This is a genomic window from Massilia cavernae (assembly GCF_003590855.1).
Lineage (GTDB): Bacteria > Pseudomonadota > Gammaproteobacteria > Burkholderiales > Burkholderiaceae_D > Telluria_A > Telluria_A cavernae.
Window position 1 is genome coordinate 1 of sequence record NZ_QYUP01000060.1, and the last position, 19,232, is coordinate 19,232.

Annotated in this window: 25 protein-coding genes, 1 tRNA gene and 1 riboswitch; of the genes, 4 read left to right on the forward strand and 22 right to left on the reverse strand. The window is 60.4% G+C overall.

What is annotated here, in order from left to right; translation table 11 throughout:
• From D3872_RS05415 to D3872_RS25585, 13 genes are all read right to left on the reverse strand, one after another.
• Positions 1 to 194: NAD(P)-binding protein (locus tag D3872_RS05415; protein WP_119809843.1), on the reverse strand; the 194-nt coding region annotated here is incomplete at its 3' end.
• Positions 176 to 487: a (2Fe-2S)-binding protein gene (locus D3872_RS05420; RefSeq protein WP_119809825.1), complete on the reverse strand. Its 312-nt coding sequence runs from the start codon at positions 485 to 487 to the stop codon at positions 176 to 178. The genes D3872_RS05420 and D3872_RS05415, both read right to left, overlap by 19 nt.
• 30 nt (positions 488 to 517) lie before the next feature.
• On the reverse strand, positions 518 to 1,513 hold the full coding sequence (locus tag D3872_RS05425) for a M14 family metallopeptidase (RefSeq protein WP_119809826.1): 996 nt from the start codon (positions 1,511 to 1,513) through the stop codon (positions 518 to 520).
• Between the two features lie 430 nt (positions 1,514 to 1,943).
• Positions 1,944 to 2,297 (reverse strand): cupin domain-containing protein, encoded by a 354-nt coding sequence (locus D3872_RS05430; RefSeq protein WP_119809827.1) that lies wholly within the window; start codon positions 2,295 to 2,297, stop codon positions 1,944 to 1,946.
• Positions 2,298 to 2,938: 641 nt separating this feature from the next.
• Positions 2,939 to 3,910 carry an ornithine cyclodeaminase family protein gene (locus tag D3872_RS05435; RefSeq protein WP_119809828.1) on the reverse strand — a complete coding sequence of 324 codons (972 nt, stop codon included), beginning with the start codon at positions 3,908 to 3,910 and terminating at the stop codon, positions 2,939 to 2,941.
• 36 nt (positions 3,911 to 3,946) lie between these two features.
• Positions 3,947 to 4,465 carry a YbaK/prolyl-tRNA synthetase associated domain-containing protein gene (locus D3872_RS05440; RefSeq protein WP_119809829.1) on the reverse strand — a complete coding sequence of 173 codons (519 nt, stop codon included), beginning with the start codon at positions 4,463 to 4,465 and terminating at the stop codon, positions 3,947 to 3,949.
• Positions 4,462 to 5,211: an HAD family hydrolase gene (locus D3872_RS05445; RefSeq protein ID WP_119809830.1), complete on the reverse strand. Its 750-nt coding sequence runs from the start codon at positions 5,209 to 5,211 to the stop codon at positions 4,462 to 4,464. The genes D3872_RS05440 and D3872_RS05445 overlap by 4 nt, the downstream gene beginning before the upstream one ends.
• A 1-nt stretch (position 5,212) precedes the next feature.
• Positions 5,213 to 6,181 carry a threo-3-hydroxy-L-aspartate ammonia-lyase gene (locus tag D3872_RS05450; RefSeq protein WP_119809831.1) on the reverse strand — a complete coding sequence of 323 codons (969 nt, stop codon included), beginning with the start codon at positions 6,179 to 6,181 and terminating at the stop codon, positions 5,213 to 5,215.
• 15 nt (positions 6,182 to 6,196) lie between these two features.
• The gene (locus D3872_RS05455) at positions 6,197 to 6,829 is read right to left on the reverse strand and encodes a helix-turn-helix transcriptional regulator (protein WP_119809844.1); all 633 of its coding nucleotides are present in this window, start codon (positions 6,827 to 6,829) and stop codon (positions 6,197 to 6,199) included.
• Positions 6,830 to 6,853: 24 nt separating this feature from the next.
• Complete coding sequence (locus D3872_RS05460; RefSeq protein WP_119809832.1) at positions 6,854 to 7,120, reverse strand: hypothetical protein; 267 nt, start codon at positions 7,118 to 7,120, stop codon at positions 6,854 to 6,856.
• 367 nt (positions 7,121 to 7,487) lie between these two features.
• The gene (locus tag D3872_RS05465) at positions 7,488 to 8,069 is read right to left on the reverse strand and encodes a LytR/AlgR family response regulator transcription factor (protein ID WP_229459174.1); all 582 of its coding nucleotides are present in this window, start codon (positions 8,067 to 8,069) and stop codon (positions 7,488 to 7,490) included.
• Complete coding sequence (locus D3872_RS25580) at positions 8,066 to 8,758, reverse strand: sensor histidine kinase (protein ID WP_182915699.1); 693 nt, start codon at positions 8,756 to 8,758, stop codon at positions 8,066 to 8,068. Before D3872_RS25580 ends, D3872_RS05465 begins: the two co-directional genes overlap by 4 nt.
• Before the next feature lie 14 nt (positions 8,759 to 8,772).
• The gene (locus D3872_RS25585) at positions 8,773 to 9,138 is read right to left on the reverse strand and encodes a hypothetical protein (protein WP_182915700.1); all 366 of its coding nucleotides are present in this window, start codon (positions 9,136 to 9,138) and stop codon (positions 8,773 to 8,775) included.
• 140 nt (positions 9,139 to 9,278) lie between these two features.
• Here D3872_RS25585 and D3872_RS05475 point away from each other — a divergent pair, with 140 nt between their 5' ends.
• Positions 9,279 to 9,938, forward strand: coding sequence for a DUF2306 domain-containing protein (locus D3872_RS05475; protein ID WP_119809834.1), 660 nt, complete (start codon positions 9,279 to 9,281; stop codon positions 9,936 to 9,938).
• 453 nt (positions 9,939 to 10,391) lie between these two features.
• On the opposite strand, the gene D3872_RS05480 is transcribed toward D3872_RS05475, so the two are convergent.
• The 9 genes from D3872_RS05480 to D3872_RS05520 all read right to left on the reverse strand — a co-directional run bounded on the left by D3872_RS05480 (position 10,392) and on the right by D3872_RS05520 (position 16,634).
• Positions 10,392 to 10,467 (reverse strand) — tRNA-Lys (locus D3872_RS05480).
• A 72-nt stretch (positions 10,468 to 10,539) separates the two neighbouring features.
• Positions 10,540 to 11,301 (reverse strand): tol-pal system protein YbgF, encoded by a 762-nt coding sequence (gene ybgF / locus D3872_RS05485; RefSeq protein WP_119809835.1) that lies wholly within the window; start codon positions 11,299 to 11,301, stop codon positions 10,540 to 10,542.
• 147 nt (positions 11,302 to 11,448) lie between these two features.
• Positions 11,449 to 11,970 (reverse strand): peptidoglycan-associated lipoprotein Pal, encoded by a 522-nt coding sequence (gene pal, locus D3872_RS05490; RefSeq protein ID WP_119809836.1) that lies wholly within the window; start codon positions 11,968 to 11,970, stop codon positions 11,449 to 11,451.
• A gap of 29 nt (positions 11,971 to 11,999) precedes the next feature.
• Complete coding sequence (tolB, locus tag D3872_RS05495; protein ID WP_119809837.1) at positions 12,000 to 13,262, reverse strand: Tol-Pal system beta propeller repeat protein TolB; 1,263 nt, start codon at positions 13,260 to 13,262, stop codon at positions 12,000 to 12,002.
• Between the two features lie 38 nt (positions 13,263 to 13,300).
• The gene (tolA, locus tag D3872_RS05500; protein WP_307719405.1) at positions 13,301 to 14,176 is read right to left on the reverse strand and encodes a cell envelope integrity protein TolA; all 876 of its coding nucleotides are present in this window, start codon (positions 14,174 to 14,176) and stop codon (positions 13,301 to 13,303) included.
• A 10-nt stretch (positions 14,177 to 14,186) separates the two neighbouring features.
• Positions 14,187 to 14,618, reverse strand: a complete 432-nt coding sequence (locus D3872_RS05505; RefSeq protein WP_119809838.1) for an ExbD/TolR family protein — start codon at positions 14,616 to 14,618, stop codon at positions 14,187 to 14,189.
• A 15-nt stretch (positions 14,619 to 14,633) separates the two neighbouring features.
• Entirely contained in the window at positions 14,634 to 15,323 is a 690-nt protein-coding gene (gene tolQ, locus D3872_RS05510; protein WP_119809839.1) for a protein TolQ, read from the reverse strand.
• A gap of 29 nt (positions 15,324 to 15,352) precedes the next feature.
• On the reverse strand, positions 15,353 to 15,757 hold the full coding sequence (ybgC, locus tag D3872_RS05515) for a tol-pal system-associated acyl-CoA thioesterase (RefSeq protein WP_119809840.1): 405 nt from the start codon (positions 15,755 to 15,757) through the stop codon (positions 15,353 to 15,355).
• 130 nt (positions 15,758 to 15,887) lie between these two features.
• Positions 15,888 to 16,634 carry an SDR family oxidoreductase gene (locus D3872_RS05520; RefSeq protein ID WP_119809841.1) on the reverse strand — a complete coding sequence of 249 codons (747 nt, stop codon included), beginning with the start codon at positions 16,632 to 16,634 and terminating at the stop codon, positions 15,888 to 15,890.
• A 129-nt stretch (positions 16,635 to 16,763) separates the two neighbouring features.
• Positions 16,764 to 16,872: riboswitch (ZMP/ZTP riboswitch) on the forward strand.
• 99 nt (positions 16,873 to 16,971) lie between these two features.
• On the opposite strand from D3872_RS05520, the gene glyA reads away from it, so the two are divergent.
• The 3 genes from glyA to pilV all read left to right on the forward strand — a co-directional run.
• Positions 16,972 to 18,222, forward strand: a complete 1,251-nt coding sequence (gene glyA, locus D3872_RS05525; protein ID WP_119809846.1) for a serine hydroxymethyltransferase — start codon at positions 16,972 to 16,974, stop codon at positions 18,220 to 18,222.
• Positions 18,223 to 18,289: 67 nt separating this feature from the next.
• Positions 18,290 to 18,757: a transcriptional regulator NrdR gene (nrdR, locus tag D3872_RS05530; RefSeq protein WP_119809842.1), complete on the forward strand. Its 468-nt coding sequence runs from the start codon at positions 18,290 to 18,292 to the stop codon at positions 18,755 to 18,757.
• 92 nt (positions 18,758 to 18,849) lie between these two features.
• Positions 18,850 to 19,232: type IV pilus modification protein PilV (pilV, locus tag D3872_RS05535; protein WP_147373807.1), on the forward strand; the 383-nt coding region annotated here is incomplete at its 3' end.

Below are 19,232 nucleotides of genomic sequence, written 5' to 3' on the forward strand. Positions count from 1 at the left end.
GCCTTGTCGGCCTCGAATCCATAAAGCGTTTTGTAGCTACGCTTGAACGAGGCCGGCTGGCGGCGATAAATCTGTCCACCACTGACTTGGCCTTCGTCAATAACGATTGGCCGTATCCCGGCCGTGATCAGCGCTTCCGCCGCGCGGACACCGGACGGCCCGGCACCGACTATCACTACGCTTGGCTCGGCCATGTCGCCTCCGCAGGTGGGATGGTGAGCAGATCCAGGCCTGCAGAGACGGCTGTGGTGCAAGCACGAATCCGTTCGCCTTTGCGGGTCCACATCCAGCAGTCCTGGCATGCGCCCATCAGGCAGAACCCAGCACGGCGTCCGTCGCCGAATTCCGATTCACGCAGCTCCGTGGCGTTGGTCAACACCGCGACCAACACGGTATCGTCGGCCCGCGCCAGGAATCGCGCACCATCGACTGAGATACTGATGTCCGGCCGGTGCATCTCGTCAATTCGGACGAAGCGTCCGTTCATGTTATTCACTGTCTTGTACCCCTTAAACGGTCAACGGGATTGGTGCACCTGTCCGAACCGCACTACCGTGACGCCGGTACGCACCTGCCGCAGCGACGGCATCACCAGTACGCAGTCGGCATAGGGAGTGAGGACCGGTACGCCCCGGTCCCAGCCGATCAGGCTGCCCGCGTCGGGGAATTTCTCCAGTCCGGTGTATGCGCCAGCGAAGCGGAAGTCCGGGCCGCTGGCCACCACCGGCACCGTTACCTTGATCACCGTTTGCTGTTGCGGCGCGGGCCGCAGCCAACCGTCCGGCACCTGCTCGGGGTCGAGATTGCCGCACAAAAGCAGAAAGCGCGCACAGTAATCCTTCGCCACCGCCAGTGCACCATGTTCCCAATGCTGTCCGGTTTCGATCAGCAGCGCGTTCTTGAGACTGGCCGGGTCGCCGAAGCCGCCGTAGTCGCGCAAGCGGCAACCCTCCGGGTGACCTGCGTCGCTGATGATATGCGCCGGCGTGCCCAGCTCCAATGCCATCCCGATGCCCTTGTCCAGCGGGCCGCAGACCGTCAACGGCGCGCTGCGCTCGTGCATCGAGTGCAGGTCGAGTAGGCAATCGACGCTGTCGACCAGCGGCCGCAAGGCGCGGGCCCGACGCAGTTCCGACGAGTCGAGCGTGCAGTCGTCCAGCATGGCGGCCTGCCACACGCGGTTCATATCCTGGTCGACAAAGCGCGACGCGTCCGGCTTGGTCGGGTCGAAGCTGTGGTAGGCGTCAACATTCGAGAATACCAGCGTCAGACGGCCACGGCGGGGCCGCAAGCCGGCGTCCAATATGGCCTTGACCGCCACCGCGCCGGACACTTCGTTGCCATGGGTTAGCGCGGTGATCATCGTGTGCTTGCCCGGCTTGCCGCTGTCGAAGGTATGGGCGTAGGGGATGCCGGTATTGCCCTCGGCATAGGGGCGGATATCGGGGAAGTCGAACTCAATCGGATAGGCCTCCAGCTCGACGCCGGCGGCTGATGTGCTGATGGTTGTCATAGTGGACCTTTTATTCCATGTGGTACGCGATGTCGGCAATCCCGCTGATTTTTAACGAGGGCGCCGCAATTAGGTGCAAACACCAGCTCAGCGGTTAGCCACGCTTGCGAATAATGGCCGCCCGGAATAGACGCGTCGAGCGAGAATACGGTGTTCATGAAGATCCTTGAGATACGCTAAAATCACCAGCCGCCAAAGCGAGTCCAATACACGGTCGGCGCCTGATCGTCCGTAACGTGGGAGCCGCCGTGTTGCGCGGCCGTGGCGCAAGCATGAAATCACGGATCACTTTAAGTAAAAGAACTTTCATTACAATACCCAGCTATCTAGTCTCCGTATTCGACGCGAACAGGGCGGAGTTGACTGCTCTGCTCGACGCGAACACAATCTCGACTATCCGCACCGTAGCAACCGCGTATAACGAAGTGATCTAAACCACCACCCAGATTTTTCGAACTGTTTCGAGGGTGCGCCAAATTCCCTTATAGCCTGGCTTCATGATGAAATGATCGCCCGCCTTTACGATAATTGGCGGCTGACCGTCTTCGGTAATTTCAGCGACCCCCGACAAGATGGCGCAATACTCCCAAGTTTCACCCTTAATCGAACGGTTAGTGCCCGGGGTAGATTCAAACACCCCGGCACGTACCAGGCCGTCTTTGTCGCTATCGACGTCCCAGCTTCGACAAGTGATGTCACCCTCAATGATGCGATCTTCCGGCGGCCGGGATTCGCGGGGCTTCCCGAGGTTTTCAAAATCGAATGGAACTAATAGCTTGGTCATGTAGATTCTCCTTAATTAATTGCGTCCCACAAGTATAGTCAGCAGCATTTACCTTGTGGTGCCAAAAAACCCATAAGCAACAGCGCACTTCACTTAAAACACTTCGACAAACAGCATAATGAATCCCTGATATAAACCCGAGTGTCAGCCTCATAAGCGGAAGTTTATCGAGGCGACCTTTATTTGAACGGGGGAGCAAGGATCAGTTATCACCCTCAATAATGCGGTCTTCTGGCGGCCGGGATTCGCGGAGCTTTCCGAGTTTGTCAAAATCGAATGGAACTAATAGCTTGGTCATGTAGACTCCCCTTAATTTGTTGCATCCCACAAGTATACTCAGCTGCATTTACCTGCGGTGCAAAAAAAACCATAAGCAACAGCACACTTCACTGAAAACACTTCGATAAAAAGCATAATGCATCCAAGGTAAAAACCCGAGTATCATCCCCCTAAGCGAAAATCTATCGAGGTGACGTTCATTTTGGCTCGAGGAGCAAGGATCGGTCCCGTAGATCGTGGATAACAAGGACCATATCAGCGCCCTACCGTAAGTCATGATGTCTATATCCTTGCCAGCACTTGTCATTCAAAGGCCTGGCACATCACCTGCCCAACAAATTGGGGGAAGTTCATTTATCGAGTCACCATGGCCACGGAATAAGGCGTCCGAGACCAGCATGGCAGGCTGCATCGTAAAGGTATTCACCAACGACCAAGTCTTGCAACGCAAGGCCTGTCATGTCGAACACCGTCACGTCATCCGTATGCCGTATAAATTCGGATTTTCCTGTCACGATGTGACCAAGTTCCATATGTGGCACGGAAGGACTCCACTGCGCCTCCCCAAGACTCGTGGCTTGTTCGTGGTCATCGGCCACCAGCCGGCACAGATCCAGCAGCCCTTCCGGCAGTTCACGTTTGCCGCGGGTATCGGCGCCGATACAGTTGAAGTGTGTGCCGGGCCGAACTGCCTCCAAGGAGAACAGCGGTCCGCCGCCCGGCGTGGCCGTAATGACGACATCGCTGTCGGCAACCGCCGCGTTGGCATCGGCCGCCAAGGTCGGCCGGCACAAGCTGTTGAAGTGATTTTCAAAGCTGGTATCCGGCTTTCCATCATGCGAGACATAACGCACCATTCGCAAGGAAGGCAATGCCCGCAGCGCGGCGGACAACTGGGCACGCGCTTGTACGCCTGTGCCGAACACGCACAACGACGTGCTGTCCGCTCGTGCGAGCACCCTTAACCCGAGTTCTCCGGCCGCAGCGGTCCGTGCGGTCGTGATGGCATTGCCGTCCATGATGCAACTTGGACGCCCCGTCATCGGATCGAACAGCGTGATCGTCGCCTGGTGCGGCTCGCCGCCCAGTTCGCGGTTACGTGGCCAGAAGCCGGCTGCCTTGAAGCCCAACAGCGCACGCGCTGCAACGTCCCCCGACTTGATACCGAAAATCCCTCCAGTTTTCAGGGCCTCGCGGACTACCGGAAAAACTCGGCCCTGTCGCTGGCCATGCAATGTAAAAGCGTCGTAAACAGCACGGCTGACCATATCGGTCGTCATGATGGCTGCGAGGGCGTCGCGGTCCAGTAAAAGAAGTTGGGCATTGCCAGGCATTAGAAGTAGTCTCCTAAAAACGTGAAAAGGGTTACATCAACGTTGGCGAATATCTACTAACTGCGGCTGGGCTATCCGTAGATAGTCCTCGGTGGCGAGGACTATCGATGCGTCCAGGCGGCCCGCGTTGAAGGCGATTTCCTGATAGCGCGCCAAGAGTTCTGGATCCGCCACCAGCTGCAGGTCTTGGTTGAGCGAGAACGGCGGAATGGCGCCCAACACGCATCCAGTCAAAGTGTCGATTTCCTGGGGGCTCATCAGGCTCGCGCGCTTGGCCTGAAAATGTGCTGCAAGCACGGCCAGGTCGAGTTGACGATCGGCGGCCAAAACGGCCAGAACGTACCTCGATGGCGCATTTGGCATCTGAAGCTTGCAAGCCATGGCCTTGGCGCCTTGGCCTGCTTCGGTACCGCGAATTCGCGCGACCTCTTCGGATCTACCGGCAGCCCGATGCTCGATAACCCGGTAGCGAGCCCTGTGAGCGACGAGAAGCTCAACGAGCTTGAGAAAGACTGGCGTAGGGCCGACGCCCGGTGGATTCGATAATTCAGTCATGGATACGATGTATGAGAGGTCAGGGTTGAGTCATTTTCCAGCAGCGCGTCGAGCTCAATCTCGAGTTCTCGATGCGAATCGACGACACGATAGGCACCCATGAATGCATGCCCGGCGAGCAGTTCGGTGCGCAGCACGATGCAGCGCAACCCTGAGGCACGCGCGGCGGCCAGTCCGCGCGGCGAATCCTCGACGGCGATGCACTCGTCAGGATGCAGGCCTAGCTTGTCCATCGCATACAGGTAAGCGTCGGGATGCGGTTTTGGCCGCAACCTATCCGTCCTGGCGACAATGTGATCGATATGTTCGAGCACCGTATTCGCCCGGTGGGCCAACGTGATGTGCTCGTCGAACGATGCCGTGACGATACTCATCGATACCCGCTGGGCCAGACGGGCCAATATTTGTTCGACTCCCGGAAAGCAGAGAGACGAAGAGGTCGACACCAGGCGCGAATAAGCGTCGTCGCGTGCCACGCGGACTTGTGCGATCCGCGCTTCATCGTAGCCGCGTTCACGCAGCACGTGCCACGCACCGTGGTTGCCCTCGAGGTACCAGGCCACGTACTGCTCGCGCGTCAACGCGATCCCGAGGGGCCCCAGGACACTACGATTTGCCTCGAAAAACAGCCGCTCGGTATCGCACAGCACCCCATCGTTATCCCATAAAATCGCCTTGATCCTGGCTTCCCGACGTGTGTGCGAACGGGTAGTCCGGTGCTCGACGGGCGTTCTTGAACGAGACATATCAGCGCGCCAAAAAACCACTCAAGCGCGCCAGGTCGATATTGCCGCCGCTGACGAGGATGCCAACCCGCTTGCCTTTCAGTTTGTCCTTCATACGGCGCGCAGCCGCAAAGCCGAGGCATCCGGTGGGTTCGACCACGATCTTCATGCGCTCCGCGAAGAAGCGAATGCACTGTACCAATTCGTCGTCCGATACGGTCTGGATGTCATCGACATCGCGCCGAATGATGGGAAAGGTGTACTGGCCGAGATGCTGGGTCTGTGCACCATCGGCGATGGTCTTGGGCGTCTCGATGTGGACGATGGCGCCTGAGCGGAAGGACTGCTGCCCGTCGTTACCCGATTCCGGTTCAACGCCGTACAGTCGGCACCGCGGCGATAGGGCCCGGGTCGACAGGGCCGAACCCGCGAGCAGGCCACCTCCTCCAAGGCAGACGAAGAACGCGTCAAGCGGCCCGGTTTCCTCGAACAACTCCTTGGCGGCAGTGCCTTGACCCGCAATAACGTCGGGATGGTCATAGGGCGGGATCAAAGTCAGCCCGTGCTTGTGAGCGAGCTCGCGCCCGATCTGTTCGCGGTCTTCCTTGTATCGATCGTAGATGACGACCTTGCCGCCATAACCCTCGGTTGCAGCCACCTTCGCTGCCGGCGCATCGTGCGGCATCACGATCGTGGCCGGCATGTTCAGCAGTTTCGCCGCCAGCGCGATGGCTTGGGCATGATTACCCGAGGAGAAAGCGACCACGCCGGCTTGGCGCTGTTCGAGCGTGAACTTCGACAGCGCGTTATAGGCGCCGCGGAACTTGAATGCGCCCATCCGTTGCATGTTTTCGCATTTGAAGAACACCTGGGCGTCGAATTCTTCGTTGGCGGTGCGCGAGGTTAGGACGGGGGTACGGTTAGCAGTGCCGGCGATGCGTCGGGCCGCCTGGGCCACATCATCGTACGTGGGCAAATCGAGCGTAGTCATCTTGGTTTTCTCCAGTTACTTGATGTCGTTGTAAGCCGTGGCGCGCGAGATGCCCAAGTGTGACGCGGCGATCTCCATGGCGCGTCGCACCTCGAGAAATCCGCCGGCTTTCAGCTCCCGCATCAATGTACGGCGTTCTTCTGCCTTCAGCAGTCGTGGGGACGACGCCAGGCTCGCGGCATATTGGTCAATGCGCCGGCGAATCGCCTCGGCGTTCGCCGGATCGAGCGATTCCTGGACGGGAGATGCATCGGTCGCGTTGAATTGTTCGAGGGCGTTCTGCATCGAGCGAAACAGCGTGAGGTCCACGTTCAGGCACAGAGCGGCGATGTAACGTCCCTCAGCGTCCTTGATGCCGATCGACGTGCTCTTGGCCGGGCGGCCGTCCGCGAACTGGTTGGTGTAGTTGGCCAGGATCTGCGGGTAGTTATTGTCCGCGATGCGCGCCAGGCCGAGCTCCGTCGCCGGATCACTGGTCGCCCGTCCGGATAGATTGTTGTGGATGGCAAGCACAGCATGTTTCGGGTCGCGCAAGTCATGCACGACCACCTCACAAAACGGTGCAAACGTTTGGGCCAGGCCCTGCGCGATTTGCTGTACCTGGTCGATCAGCGAAGCCTGATCGGAATAGAGCTTGTTGTTGGGCATATTGGACATTTTTTCCGGTACAGGTTATCCAGCAGGCAACGTCTGTCGGGCGTTGTCCTGCGCCGGGAGAAAGTTATCTTTTGCTGGTGCGTAGTGCTCGGCTGAATCGAGCAGGTATGCGATTCGCGGACTTTTTCGACACGCCGGCTTATGTACGGGAAGCCGCAATCCAGCGTCTTGCCCGGTCTTGACGTGAGCGCGGAAAGCAACACTCAAGGTCCGCACGCGCTCCTGCATCCGCTCAATGTTGCGCTGCATGCGTGGTTCGCCCAGTTTCGACTGAAGTTTCATGATCCGTGCATCCACTCATTAAGACATATCGTCTAATTTTAGATAGTTTGCCGAATATTAATGATTAGCGCAAGCGCTATTTGGAAAAAACAACCACTACAGGTGGTCGCACCAAGATCAAAACCAGATCTACAATATCTCGGGCGCAACAGGCAATCGTGCCTATCACTGCGTGCGCATCCCGGTGCGGAAATGACGCCGTGCCTTCACCTTGTAATATTCCCCAAGTTACACTCGCCATTGCGTGCGTCGCACTGACACACATTACATTTGACGGAAGTGGTGCAGATAGCTGCGGCTGACCGGCAGCACTTCGGTGCGGCCACGCAGGCGGATCTCGGCGGTTTCATTCATGCCCCGCACGACTTCACTGACGCATCAGGGCTTCGCCGTCGCTCCAGATCACCAGCGTGTATTTGTCGTCGGCGCGCATGTAGACCACCTGCTCCACCGGAATCAATCGCACACTGCTGCCCACCGACGCCTTTATCCATTGCAGCCAGCCGCGCGCGGGACTGCGTTGGCGCAGTTGGCTTTCCAGCCGATCGAACATCGTGTCGAGCGCCTGGCTCGCTGCTGGCGGACACGCTAGTTGTTGTTGCAAGCGCTGCACCGTGTCGGACAGGCGTGCCGGGTTGATCGGCTTGACCAGGTAGTCGATGGCGTCCTGGTCGAAAGCCTGTATCGCATAGCTCTCATAGGCGGTGATGAACACGAGTTGCGCTCTGCGCCCTAGCGCCCGTGCCGTTTCAATGCCATTCAAGCCGGGCATATGGACGTCCAGGAATACTACCTGCGGCTGATGAAGTTCAAACAGCTCAAGCGCCTCGTTTCCATTGCGGGCGTCGGCCACGATGACAAGTTCGGGCCATAGCTGCGCGAGGTGCGCGCGCAGGCGTTCGCGCAGCAGCGGCTCGTCGTCGGCGATCAATGCGGTGATCTTGTTCATGCGTGGTTCCCAGGGTGAAAGACCAGTTCGACCCGCAGGCCGTGCGGTGTTTCTTCATGTAAATCGAGGCGCGCATCGGGACCGTAAATTGCCTGCAGGCGCGTGCGCAAATTGGACAGCCCGGTACCGGCCAGCGCCGTCTCCGACATGCCAATGCCGGTGTCAGCGACCGACAAGGTCACGATGCCGGTCTTGCTGTCGCGCTTGCCGCCAACCTCGATCCGGCCACCTGTCAGGCTCGGGTCGATGCCGTGGCGCACCACGTTCTCCACCAGCGTCAGCAAGGCCATGGCGGGAAAGCGCATATGGTTTAGATCCGGCACGTTCGGCACGCTGAACTGGAGGCGGTCCGGCATGCGCATGTGCATCAACTCCAGATAGGCGCGCACCAATTGCAGCTCGGTGTCGAGGGTCGCATCGGCGTCACTCAGGCGCGGCATCGCCGCGCGCAAATAGGCGATCAAATGCCGCAACACCGGTCCCGCATTGTCGGACCTTGACTCGACCAGGGCCTCGATGTTGGCCAGTGTATTGAACAGGAAGTGCGGTTCGATCTGCGCCTGCAGCAAACGCAGGCGGGCGTCCAGCAGTTCGCGCTCCAGCATATTTTTTTCCAGCTCGATTTGCAGTCGGTCGGCACGGTCGCGTTCCTTGCGTTCGAGGCGAAGCGCGACCAGCGTGACGATCACGCCGAACACCAGCCCTACAATCGACAGAACGACGAAACCGGCGAAATTTTTCGGCGTGCGCATATACGCCACGACATCTCCCCCGTCGACAGCAAGAAACTGGCGAACGAGGCCAGCGGCGCCATCAAGCCAACCGCAAGCAGCCTGAGCACCGATTTCGGTACGATGCGCTGGCGCACCTTGCCAGCTGCCGTATAGGCCAGCAGCAGGGCAATGCCGACAAAGCCGATGCGTGAAACCACCTTCACAAAGGCAGTGGACGTGGCTACGTGCAAGAACCACGAGAGCAGCACGATGATGACGAGCACGACGACGAATTGGCGCGCTGTAGGCAGCACCGAGCCGAGAAACGGTACGGATCGTGGAAGCATGTTTTTCATGCTTGCAACAATCGCCGTTCACTGACCGTCGTTCAAGTCCCGAAAACCGTCGCTTGTCGCATCGGCAGCCGTTCAGCCTTGGCATTGGCGAAGCCGGTAGCTATGGTTGGCCCGGAATATCAATCAAGGAGGAAACTCAAATGAATTTCAGCGCAACAACAAGCTCAGGCATCCCTATGAAATCGCCCGAAAGCAAGGCATTGCTACAGCGGCAGTCCTTGCAGCGCATTGCAGCCGGCGTCATGAAATCGGCAGCCGTTTTCTGGTTCTTGGTGACCGTCATTGGTCAGCTTCTGTTCGTGTTTTACGTGGCGGCTTTCTATGGCGGCGCGGTCGTGCAAGGGGATTTGGCGAGGTGGAACAAAGTCCTTCCGCATGGCGGCTACATCGCCGGGGACACCATGGGCAATCTGGCGATTGGCACACATGTCCTAATCGCTGTCATTGTTATCGCCGGCGGAGCGCTTCAGCTGATTCCTCAAGTCAGACAGCTTGCGCCAACGTTTCATCGCTGGAATGGGCGTGTCTATGTGCTGCTCGCTGTAGTGTCCAGCATCATTGGCCTGTATATGCTGTGGTTTCGTGCCGGCATTGGGGGCACGGTTCAACACATCGGCATGAGCGTTGACGCTGGGCTGATCATGTTCTGCGCCGCCATGGCCGTGCGCCATGCGCGTGCCCGCAATTTCGACGCTCACCGTCGTTGGGCGCTGCGCCTGTTTCTGGTGGTCAGTGCAGTCTGGTTTTTCCGGGTGGGTCTGATGTTCTGGATTCTCATCAACAAGGCCGGTCGGTTTTGATCCGGTAAGCTTCCAGGGGCCGTTCCTCGATTTCCTGGCATTCGCCCAGTACCTGCTGCCGCTTGCCGTCCTCGAACTTTACCTGCGCGCGCAGGATTGGAAAAACGCGGCCGGCCGCGTCGCGGTGGCAACTGGCCTGGTGGTGATAACCGTCGCGATGGGCGTTGGTATTTTTGCGGCGGCCATGGGGATGTGGCTGCCGCGTATCTAGCGAGTTGGCGCAGCTCGTTTGGCAAATCTATTCTAAGAACATTGCAGAGAGTAGCGTGCCATATTTTCCGGCGAAGCCGATGGAGTCGATTAGCTGGATCAGCACCAACGTCGCGAGAAAGGTGTAAGAACCTGCCGTAGTACGCGAGAAAATATTCCCCATTGGGGAATATTCTTCATATGGGGGCGCAAAAAAGGCTTACGCGCCGAAGCGGGTAAGCCTGATCTGGACAACTGTATTCGTGGTAGGCCGTGCGGGATTCGAACCTGCGACCAACGGATTAAAAGTCCGCTGCTCTACCAGCTGAGCTAACGACCCGAAAGAAGCAAGATTATAGGGGGCGCTGGCGATCCTGTCAAATGTCAAAACCCACAAATTTCCAACAGATACTTACTTCAGCGCGGCCAGTCGGTCCTTCGCCGTCTTCGCGGCAGTCGACTGCGGATACTTCGAGACCACCTGCTGCAAGGTCTTTTTCGCGTTCTTCTTGTCGTTCATGTCGACATAATTGCTGGCGATATTGAGCAGCGCGTCCGGCGCCTTGGCGCTGTCCTTGTAAGTGCTGGTGACGACCTGCTGCGCCGCGATCGACTTCTTGTGGTCGCGCAGCACGTAGTAGGCGTTGCCCAGCCAGTACTGTGCGTTCGCGGCGTACGGCGATTCCGGGTTCTTGCGCACGAAGTCGGTCAGGGCGGCGGCGGCGGCCTTGTAGTCGCCCGCCTTCAGCGTGGCCATTGCGGCTTCATACGTCTGCTGCTCGGTCGGCGCAACCGCGGTTTCCTGGCCGTCGATGTTGACCTGGCGCGGCTCGAGCTTCTTGATGCGCGCGTCGATGTCGGCGTACAGGTCCTTCTGGTTTTTCTGGACGTTGGCCAGCGCATTGCTCAGCACTTCGATCTCGCCGCGCAGGCGGGCGATTTCCTGCATGGTCTGCTCGTGGCGGTTCAGCGCTTCCAGCGCGGAGGTCTTGTCGGACTTGGTCTCGAGCCGCGCGTTGATGTCGCGCGCGAGGGTGTCGACCTTGGCGCGCAGGTCGAGGATGGCGCGGCGCGCTTCGTCGTCGTCGAGCAGGCCGGCACTGGCTTGCAGCGGCAGCAGGGCGGCGAGCACGAGGCCGGCCGCGGCGAGGCGGGACTTGGAGAATATGATCATTGGTCGTAACTCTTTCAAACCTGTTGTCGAATCTGTACTGCAAACTTCGCAAGCCTGCGCGCAGCGCGCCCATCGTGCTTGCACCGATCCCTACAATAACACGGGGCGCAGCGCGCCCCGTGTCTTACAACTCTAGACCGTCGGAAATCAATAGACGATGTCTGCGCGGCGGTTTTCTGCCCAGGCCGCTTCGTCCGAACCGCTTGCCTTCGGCTTTTCTTCGCCCAGCGAAACCGCTTCCATCTGCGACTCGGCTACGCCCAGTGCCGCCATCGACTTGCGAACAGCTTCAGCACGCTTCTGGCCCAGCGCCAGGTTGTACTCGGTGCCGCCGCGTTCGTCGGTGTTACCCTGGATCAGGATCTTGCGGCCGGAGTTCTTGGTCAGGTAGCCGGAGTGGTTCGCGACCACTGGCTTGCCGTCTTCACGCACAACATAGCTGTCAAAGTCGAAGTACACGCTGCGGTTCGCCAGTACACCCTTTGGATCGTTCAGCGGGTCGACCGAACCGGTTTCCACTGGACGCACGTCGCGGGTGTCGGTTGCCGGCGCTGGTTCTGGCGCGCGCTCGACGACTGGGGTTTCGGCCAGCTTGACAGGTGGGGAGCTGCAAGCCGAGAGCAGGGCGGCGCTCGCGATGATGAATGCTAAGCTTTTAGTATTGCGCATGGTTCTTCTCCTGATCGGGGGGTTAAAAATTACTTCATGAAGGGACCCCAATTGGGCTCCCGGATGTTTCCTGCTTGGGTTGTTAAGCGCTGCTTGACGCGTCCATCGACTGACACCACGGCCAGGGACGTGCGTCCCCCTCCCTTGGTCGCATACATGATGTACTTGCCGTTAGGCGAAAAACTCGGTTCGGTGGCCTGGTCGGCCAGGCGGATTTCCTGGCCGCTGGCCAGGTCCATCGCATACAGTGAGAAGCCGTTGCGCTGCGAGACCCAGGCCAGGGTCTTGCCGTCGGACGATACGCGCGGGCTGATGTTGTAGTTGCCGTTGAAGGTCACGCGGGTGGCGTTGCCGCCGCCGGCCGCCATGCGGTAGATCTGCGGGCCGCCGCTGCGGTCGCTGGTGAAGTAGATGTGCTGGCCATCGGCAGACCATTGCGGCTCGGTGTCGATGCCGTTGCTGTTCGACAGGCGGCGCAGGCCGCTGCCGTCCGCGTTCACGCTATAGACCTGGGTATGGCCGTCCTTCGACAGCGACACGGCCAGCTTGCTGCCGTCAGGCGACCAGCTCGGCGCCGAGTTGCTGCCCTTTTGGTTGACCACGATGCTGCGCCCGCCTGTGACGAGGTTTTGCACGTAGATGATTGGCTTGCGCTTTTCGAACGACACGTAGGCGACCTTGGTGCCGTCCGGCGACCAGGATGGCGAAATGATCGGCTCGTTCGAACGCACCGCGACCTGCACGCCTTCGCCATCGGCATCGGCGATCTCGAGGCGGTAGTCCTTGGCGCCGCGGTTCTCGTTGACATAGGCGATACGGGTGGCGAAGGCGCCGCGGCTGCCGGTCAGCTTTTCATACACGTCGTCGGCGATCTTGTGGGCCGACAGGCGTGTGTAGCGCGCAGGCGCGGTCTGGCCCATCGACGACAGCTCGGCCGACTTGATGGTGTCGTGCAGCTTGTAGCGAATGTTGAAGCTGCCGTTGGCCAGCTGTTGCACGCTGCCCACCACCAGCGCGTCGGCGCCGCGCGCTTTCCACTGGCTGTGGTCGATGCTGGAGGTATCGGACAGCACGGTGCCGGCATCGATCACCTTGAACACGCCACTGCGCTCGAGGTCGGCCTTGATCACGGCCGACATCTGCGCGGGGGCCACGCCTTCGTCGGCGAAGATCGCGACGGCGACAGGAATCTGGCCGCTGCTGACGCCGGCGATTTCAACTTTCAGCTGGGCGTTCGCATTGGCGCCAGCCAGCAGGGCGGCGCTGAAAAACAGGGTACTGAGTCTTTTCATGGTTCCGTTTATCCAGGTTCGTGGTTCTCGAATCGGCCTCAGTCGAGGTCCTTCATCGAGAATCCGATTTCAAGTGATCGCTCTACCGTACCATCTTTCTTCTTGGGCAGCGGTGACGATTTGATAATGCCTTTTTCCACGGCATCGTCAAACCCTGGTACGCCGCTGCTCTTAACTTTTCTTACCGAGAGGATCTCGCCGGTCGGCAGCTGGTCGACCTTGAACACGGCGCGCGGGTTGCCCGCCACGTCGAGGCTGCCCAGGTACGTCGTGCTGCTCTTGATCTTGGCGGTGATGCTGGCCAGGTAGCCGCTGTCGATGCGCGGCGCGGTCGACTTGGCTGCCGTGCCGGAAGTGCCGGCCGCGCCCATGATGCGGCGCATCTCTTCCTTGCGCATGTCGTCCAGCTTTTTCCTGGCGTCGGCTTCGGCCTTGGCCTTGGCCAGCTTCTCGGCCTTCTCGCGCTTCTGCTTTTCAGCCAGCTCCTTCTTTTCCTTTTCTTCTTCCAGCTTGCGCTCTTCCAGCTTCTTCTGTTCGGCTTCCTTCTTCGCTTTTTCTTCCTTGAGCTTCTCGGCGCGCAGGCGCGCCTTTTCCAGCGCGATGTCCGGCGGCGTCGGCTTGGCTTCCACCTCGGGCGGCTGCTCGACCGGCTTCGGCGGCGGCTTTACCTCCTCCGGCTCCGGTTCAGGCGCCGGGGCAGGAAGCGGCGGCGGGGCGGCCGACTGCACCTTCATGTCCCACACCTCGGCCTCGACCGCGACCGGCGGCGTGCTCTGCCAGCTTACGCCTGCCCACAAAAACAGCAAGAGCAGGACGTGCATGCCTACCGCCAGGGACAGGGAGCGCCAGCGGCCAGGCTCGGGTGGAACCCGGTACGGCGAGCCGTTGTTGGCGGCAGGATTCATTGCGGCCATGTCTGCTTCATCAATTGGTGGCCAGTCCGACCCGGTTGATGCCCATTTTCTTGGCTTCCGAAATCAGCTGGATCACGTCGTCGTACTTGGCCTCGCGGTCGCCCGCGATCATTACCGGATATTCCGGGTTGGCTTCATGCAGTTCGCGCAGGCGGCGCAGCACCGCGGGGCGGTCGGGCACGTCCTCGGCGGCCACCGTGTTCTTGCCGTTGACGCCGATCGACAGGCTGGCGTTCGGTTTCAGCACGATCTGGATGTAGTCGTCCGGCGGCAGCGCCGACTTTTCGGCGCGCGGCAGGTTGATCACGCTCGGGCTGTTTGCCGGTGGCACCACCATGAAAATAATGAGCAGCACCAGCATCACGTCGATGTAAGGGACGACGTTGATCTCCGACTTGAACTTTCGTTTGCGTCCGCCGCGCAGGCTGCTGGAAAATGACATGTCCGGCCTCTTCGATCAGCGCGACTGGCGCTGCAGGATGTTCGAGAATTCTTCAACGAAGCTCTCGAAGCGGTTGGCAAGACGGTCGATATCGTGCGTGAAGCGGTTGTAGGCAACTACGGCGGGGATCGCGGCGAACAGGCCGATTGCGGTGGCGATCAGCGCTTCGGCGATGCCGGGCGCCACGGCTGCAAGCGTTGCCTGCTGCACGTTGGCCAGGCCGCGGAAGGCGTTCATGATACCCCACACGGTGCCAAGCAGGCCGATGTAGGGCGATACGGAACCGACCGATGCCAGGAAGTTCAGGTGCGAATCGAGCGCGTCGAGCTCGCGCTGGAACGATGCGCGCATTGCGCGGCGGGCGCCATCGAGCACCGCGCCCATGTCCAGCGCCTCGCGCGTGCCGGCCGCTGCCTTGCCCTTGATGAACTCGCCCATGCCGGCCTCGAAGATGCGAGCCAGCGCGCCGCTCTGCTCGCGGCTGCTGCTGGCGCTCTGGTGCAGGGTGTGCAGGTTGCCGCCGGCCCAGAAGCTGCGTTCGAACTGCTCGGTCAGGCGGCGTGCGGCCTTGATCGCGAACATCTTGCGGAAAATGTAGCTCCAGCTGACGAGCGAGAGCACCACCAGCAGCAGCATGATCAGTTGTACGATCAGGTGCGCATTGCTGATCAGCGCGAGGAAGGAAAGGTCTTGGGCTGCATTCATCGGAAATGGTCTTGTATATGTGTAATGGTTCAGGCGGCACGCATTTTAGCAGCCGTGGCGCCGGGCAGCGCGCGCGGACGCAGCGTGGCGGCGTCGACGCAGCCGACTTTGACGCTGGCCGAGGCCCGCAGGGATCCGCCGCACCAGGCTTCCTGCACGAAATTGACGGACGCGCGGCCGAGTTTTTCAACGCGCAATGTTAAGTTTAGTGAATCATCGAGGCGGGCTGGCGCGTGGTAGTCCACGCTGGCGTTCTTGACGACGAAGATCGCGCCGTCTTCGCTGGCCAATCGATGCTGTGAAACGCCAATAGCGCGCAGCCATTCGGTGCGCGCGCGTTCGAAGAACTTCAGGTAGTTAGCGTAGAAAACGATTCCGCCGGCGTCCGTATCTTCGTAATAAACCCGTACAGTCCAGGAAAATGCTGGAGGCATTTCAATTGTTGTCATAAGTGAATTTGGGCAACATTTTACGCTAATTACGCGCGAATATGTGCTTTTGCGTACATTAAGTATGTATCGCAAAGTATATTGGCGCCTGGTAGCGGCCCGCATCGCACCAAACTCAGACCCGCTTGATGTTAAACGGCGCAAACCCCTGGCAAGTCGGCATCAGTTCGATACTGTTGACATTGACATGCGGCGGCAGCGTAGCGATCCAGTACGCCGTCTCCGCGATATCCTTCGCCGTCAGCGGGGTTGTCCCTTCATACACCTTGGCCGCGGCCGCATCGTCGCCCTTGAAGCGCACGTTGGAAAACTCGGTTCCGCCGCACAGTCCCGGCGCCAGGTTGGTGGCGCGCACGCCGGTGCCGGCCAGGTCGGCGCGCAGGTTCAGCGTGAACTGCTCCACGAAAGCCTTGGTCGCCCCATACACGTTCCCGCCGGGGTAAGGGTAGTGGCCCGCCACCGACCCCAGGTTGATCACCAGCCCGCTGCCGCGTTCGACCATCGCGGGCAGGATCGCGCGCGTCATCCGCGCTAAGCCGGCGCAGTTGGTGGCGATCATGGTCTCCCAATCCTCCAGCGGCGCTTCCTGCGCCGGTTTGGTGCCCAGCGCCAGTCCGGCGTTGTTGATCAGGACATCGATTTGCCGCCACGACTGCGGCAGCATCGCCAGCGCGTCGGCGATCGAGGCCGGGTCGGTGACATCGAGTTCGAGCGGCAGGGCGGCCTCGCCCAGTTCGGCCGCCAGTTCCGCCAGCCGTTCGGAGCGGCGCGCGCTGATGACGACCTGATGGCCATTTTTAACGAAGGTACGCGCCATTTCGGCGCCGAATCCCGCCGAGGCTCCGGTGATAAATACGATCATGGTTCTGGTCCTGAGTGTGATGAGCCCCTTGGATTGTAGCCGAACTGGCCACATTGCTCCCCGCCTGACGGTTTTTCCCCGGCCCTTCCTTGCCCAAAACAGTGACTTAACTTACAATTTGGCCTCCATTTCGTCTCACATGACTGGCGAAAAACCGCGGCAGCAATGCTTGTCGGCGAAAGGTGGGCACCCACCGGGGAATGTGAGATTTCAAACGCCGTTCGCCTGGGCAGCCCACGATGGAAGCGCACGACGAGGCTGTCCGCCGTATTTCCGGCCCCCCTCATTCGATCCAAAAAAGCCAGGTGCCGCGCACCGTAATCGATTGGAGTTTTTCATGTTTGCTAAAGACCACACCCTCGCCAACGTCGACCCTGACCTGTTCAAGGCGATCCAGAACGAGAACATCCGCCAGCAGGACCACATTGAGCTGATCGCTTCCGAGAACTACACTTCGCCAGCCGTGATGGAAGCCCAGGGCTCGCAGCTGACCAACAAGTACGCCGAAGGCTATCCGGGCAAGCGCTACTACGGCGGTTGCGAATACGTCGACGTCGTCGAACAACTGGCGATCGACCGCGTCAAGCAGCTGTTCGGCGCCGAAGCTGCCAACGTGCAGCCCAACTCGGGCTCGCAGGCCAACCAGGGCGTGTTCTTCGCCATGCTCAAGCCGGGCGACACCATCATGGGCATGTCGCTGGCCGAAGGCGGCCACCTGACCCACGGCATGGCGCTGAACATGTCGGGCAAGTGGTTCAACGTCATCTCGTACGGCCTGACCGACAAGGAAGACATCGACTACGAAGCAATGGAGCGCCTGGCGCACGAGCACAAGCCGAAGCTGATCATCGCTGGCGCATCGGCGTTCTCGCTGAAGATCGACTTCGAGCGCTTCGCCAAGGTGGCCAAGGCCATCGGCGCCTACTTCATGGTCGACATGGCCCACTACGCTGGCCTGATCGCCGCCGGCCTGTATCCGAACCCGGTGCCGCACGCCGACTTCGTCACCTCCACCACGCACAAGTCGCTGCGCGGCCCGCGCGGCGGCATCATCCTGATGAAGGCCGAGCACGAGAAGGCGATCAACTCCGCGATCTTCCCTGGCATCCAGGGCGGTCCGCTGATGCACGTCATCGCCGGCAAGGCAGTGGCGTTCAAGGAAGCGCTGACGCCTGAATTCGTCGCATACCAGAAGCAGGTAGTGAAGAACGCCGACGCACTGGCCAAGGCGCTGATCGCGCGCGGCCTGCGCATCGTTTCGGGCGGCACCGAGTCGCACGTGATGCTGGTCGACCTGCGCGCCAAGGGCCTCACCGGCAAGGAAGCCGAGGCACTGCTGGGCGCGGCGCACATGACCTGCAACAAGAACGGCATTCCGAACGACCCGCAGAAGCCATTCGTCACTTCCGGCATCCGCCTGGGCAGCCCTGCGTTCACCACGCGCGGCTTCAACGAGCAGGATGCAACCACCGTCGGCAACCTGATCGCCGACATCCTGGACAACCCGAACGACGCTGCGGTTATCGAGCGCGTGAAGGCGGAAGTCAAGAAGCTGACCGACAAGTACCCGGTCTACGCGCCTAAGTAAGCACCACCCGGGCCCCGGCTTTCGCGCCAGGGCCCGTTTCAATTTCAGCAGTTCCACGGCGGCCTATATGAAATGTCCGTTCTGCCAGCACGAAGACACCCAGGTCCTCGATACGCGCGTATCGGAGGAGGGCGACGCCATTCGCCGCCGGCGCCGCTGCACCAAATGCGATAAACGGTTTACCACGTATGAACGCATCGAGCTGTCGATGCCGATCATCGTCAAGAAAAACGGCAGCCGTACCGAATTCTCGTCCGCCAAGCTGCGCGGTAGCCTTATGCTTGCCCTGCGCAAGCGCCCGGTGGCCGCCGAAGCCATCGACACGGCCGTCGCCACCATCGAAGAAAAGCTGCTGACCAGCGGCCGCCGCGAAGTCGAAAGCGGCTACGTCGGCGAACTGGTGATGCAGGAGCTGAAGCGCCTCGACAAGATCGCCTACATCCGCTTCGCATCCGTCTACAAGAACTTCGAAGACCTGGCCGAGTTCCAGGAAGCCATCGCCGAAGTCGGGCACGAACGCAAACCCCGCAAGTAAGTTCCTCCGCACCGCCCCTGCACAGTTGAGCTAACTCAGGCGCCGCACAAGGGCGCCTGATAACTTGGTCTCTCCTTTTGCGGAGGTGCCAGGTGCGTTGTCGTGTCTCGGGCGGGTTCACGCTGGTTGAAGTGCTGGTCGCGGCACTGGTGCTGGCCATCGGCGTCATGGGCGCGGTGGCGGCGCAGACGGTGGCGCTGCGCACGCGCGCCCAGTCGGCCCTGATGTCGCGGGGCGTGCAGCTGGCCACCTCCTTTGCCGACCGCATGCGCGCCAACACCGTGCAGATGCGCGCGCCCGATTCTTCCAATCCCTACCTGCAGGTGCGCTACGACAGCGCCGCCGCTCCCGGCGTTTCCGAGCAGCCGCCGCGCATGTGCCGCACCGGGTCGGCCTGCGACAGCGCGCAGCTTGCCGGCTTCGACGTATACGAACTGCAGCGCGAGCTGCGTGCATCGTTCCCGAAGGGGCGCGC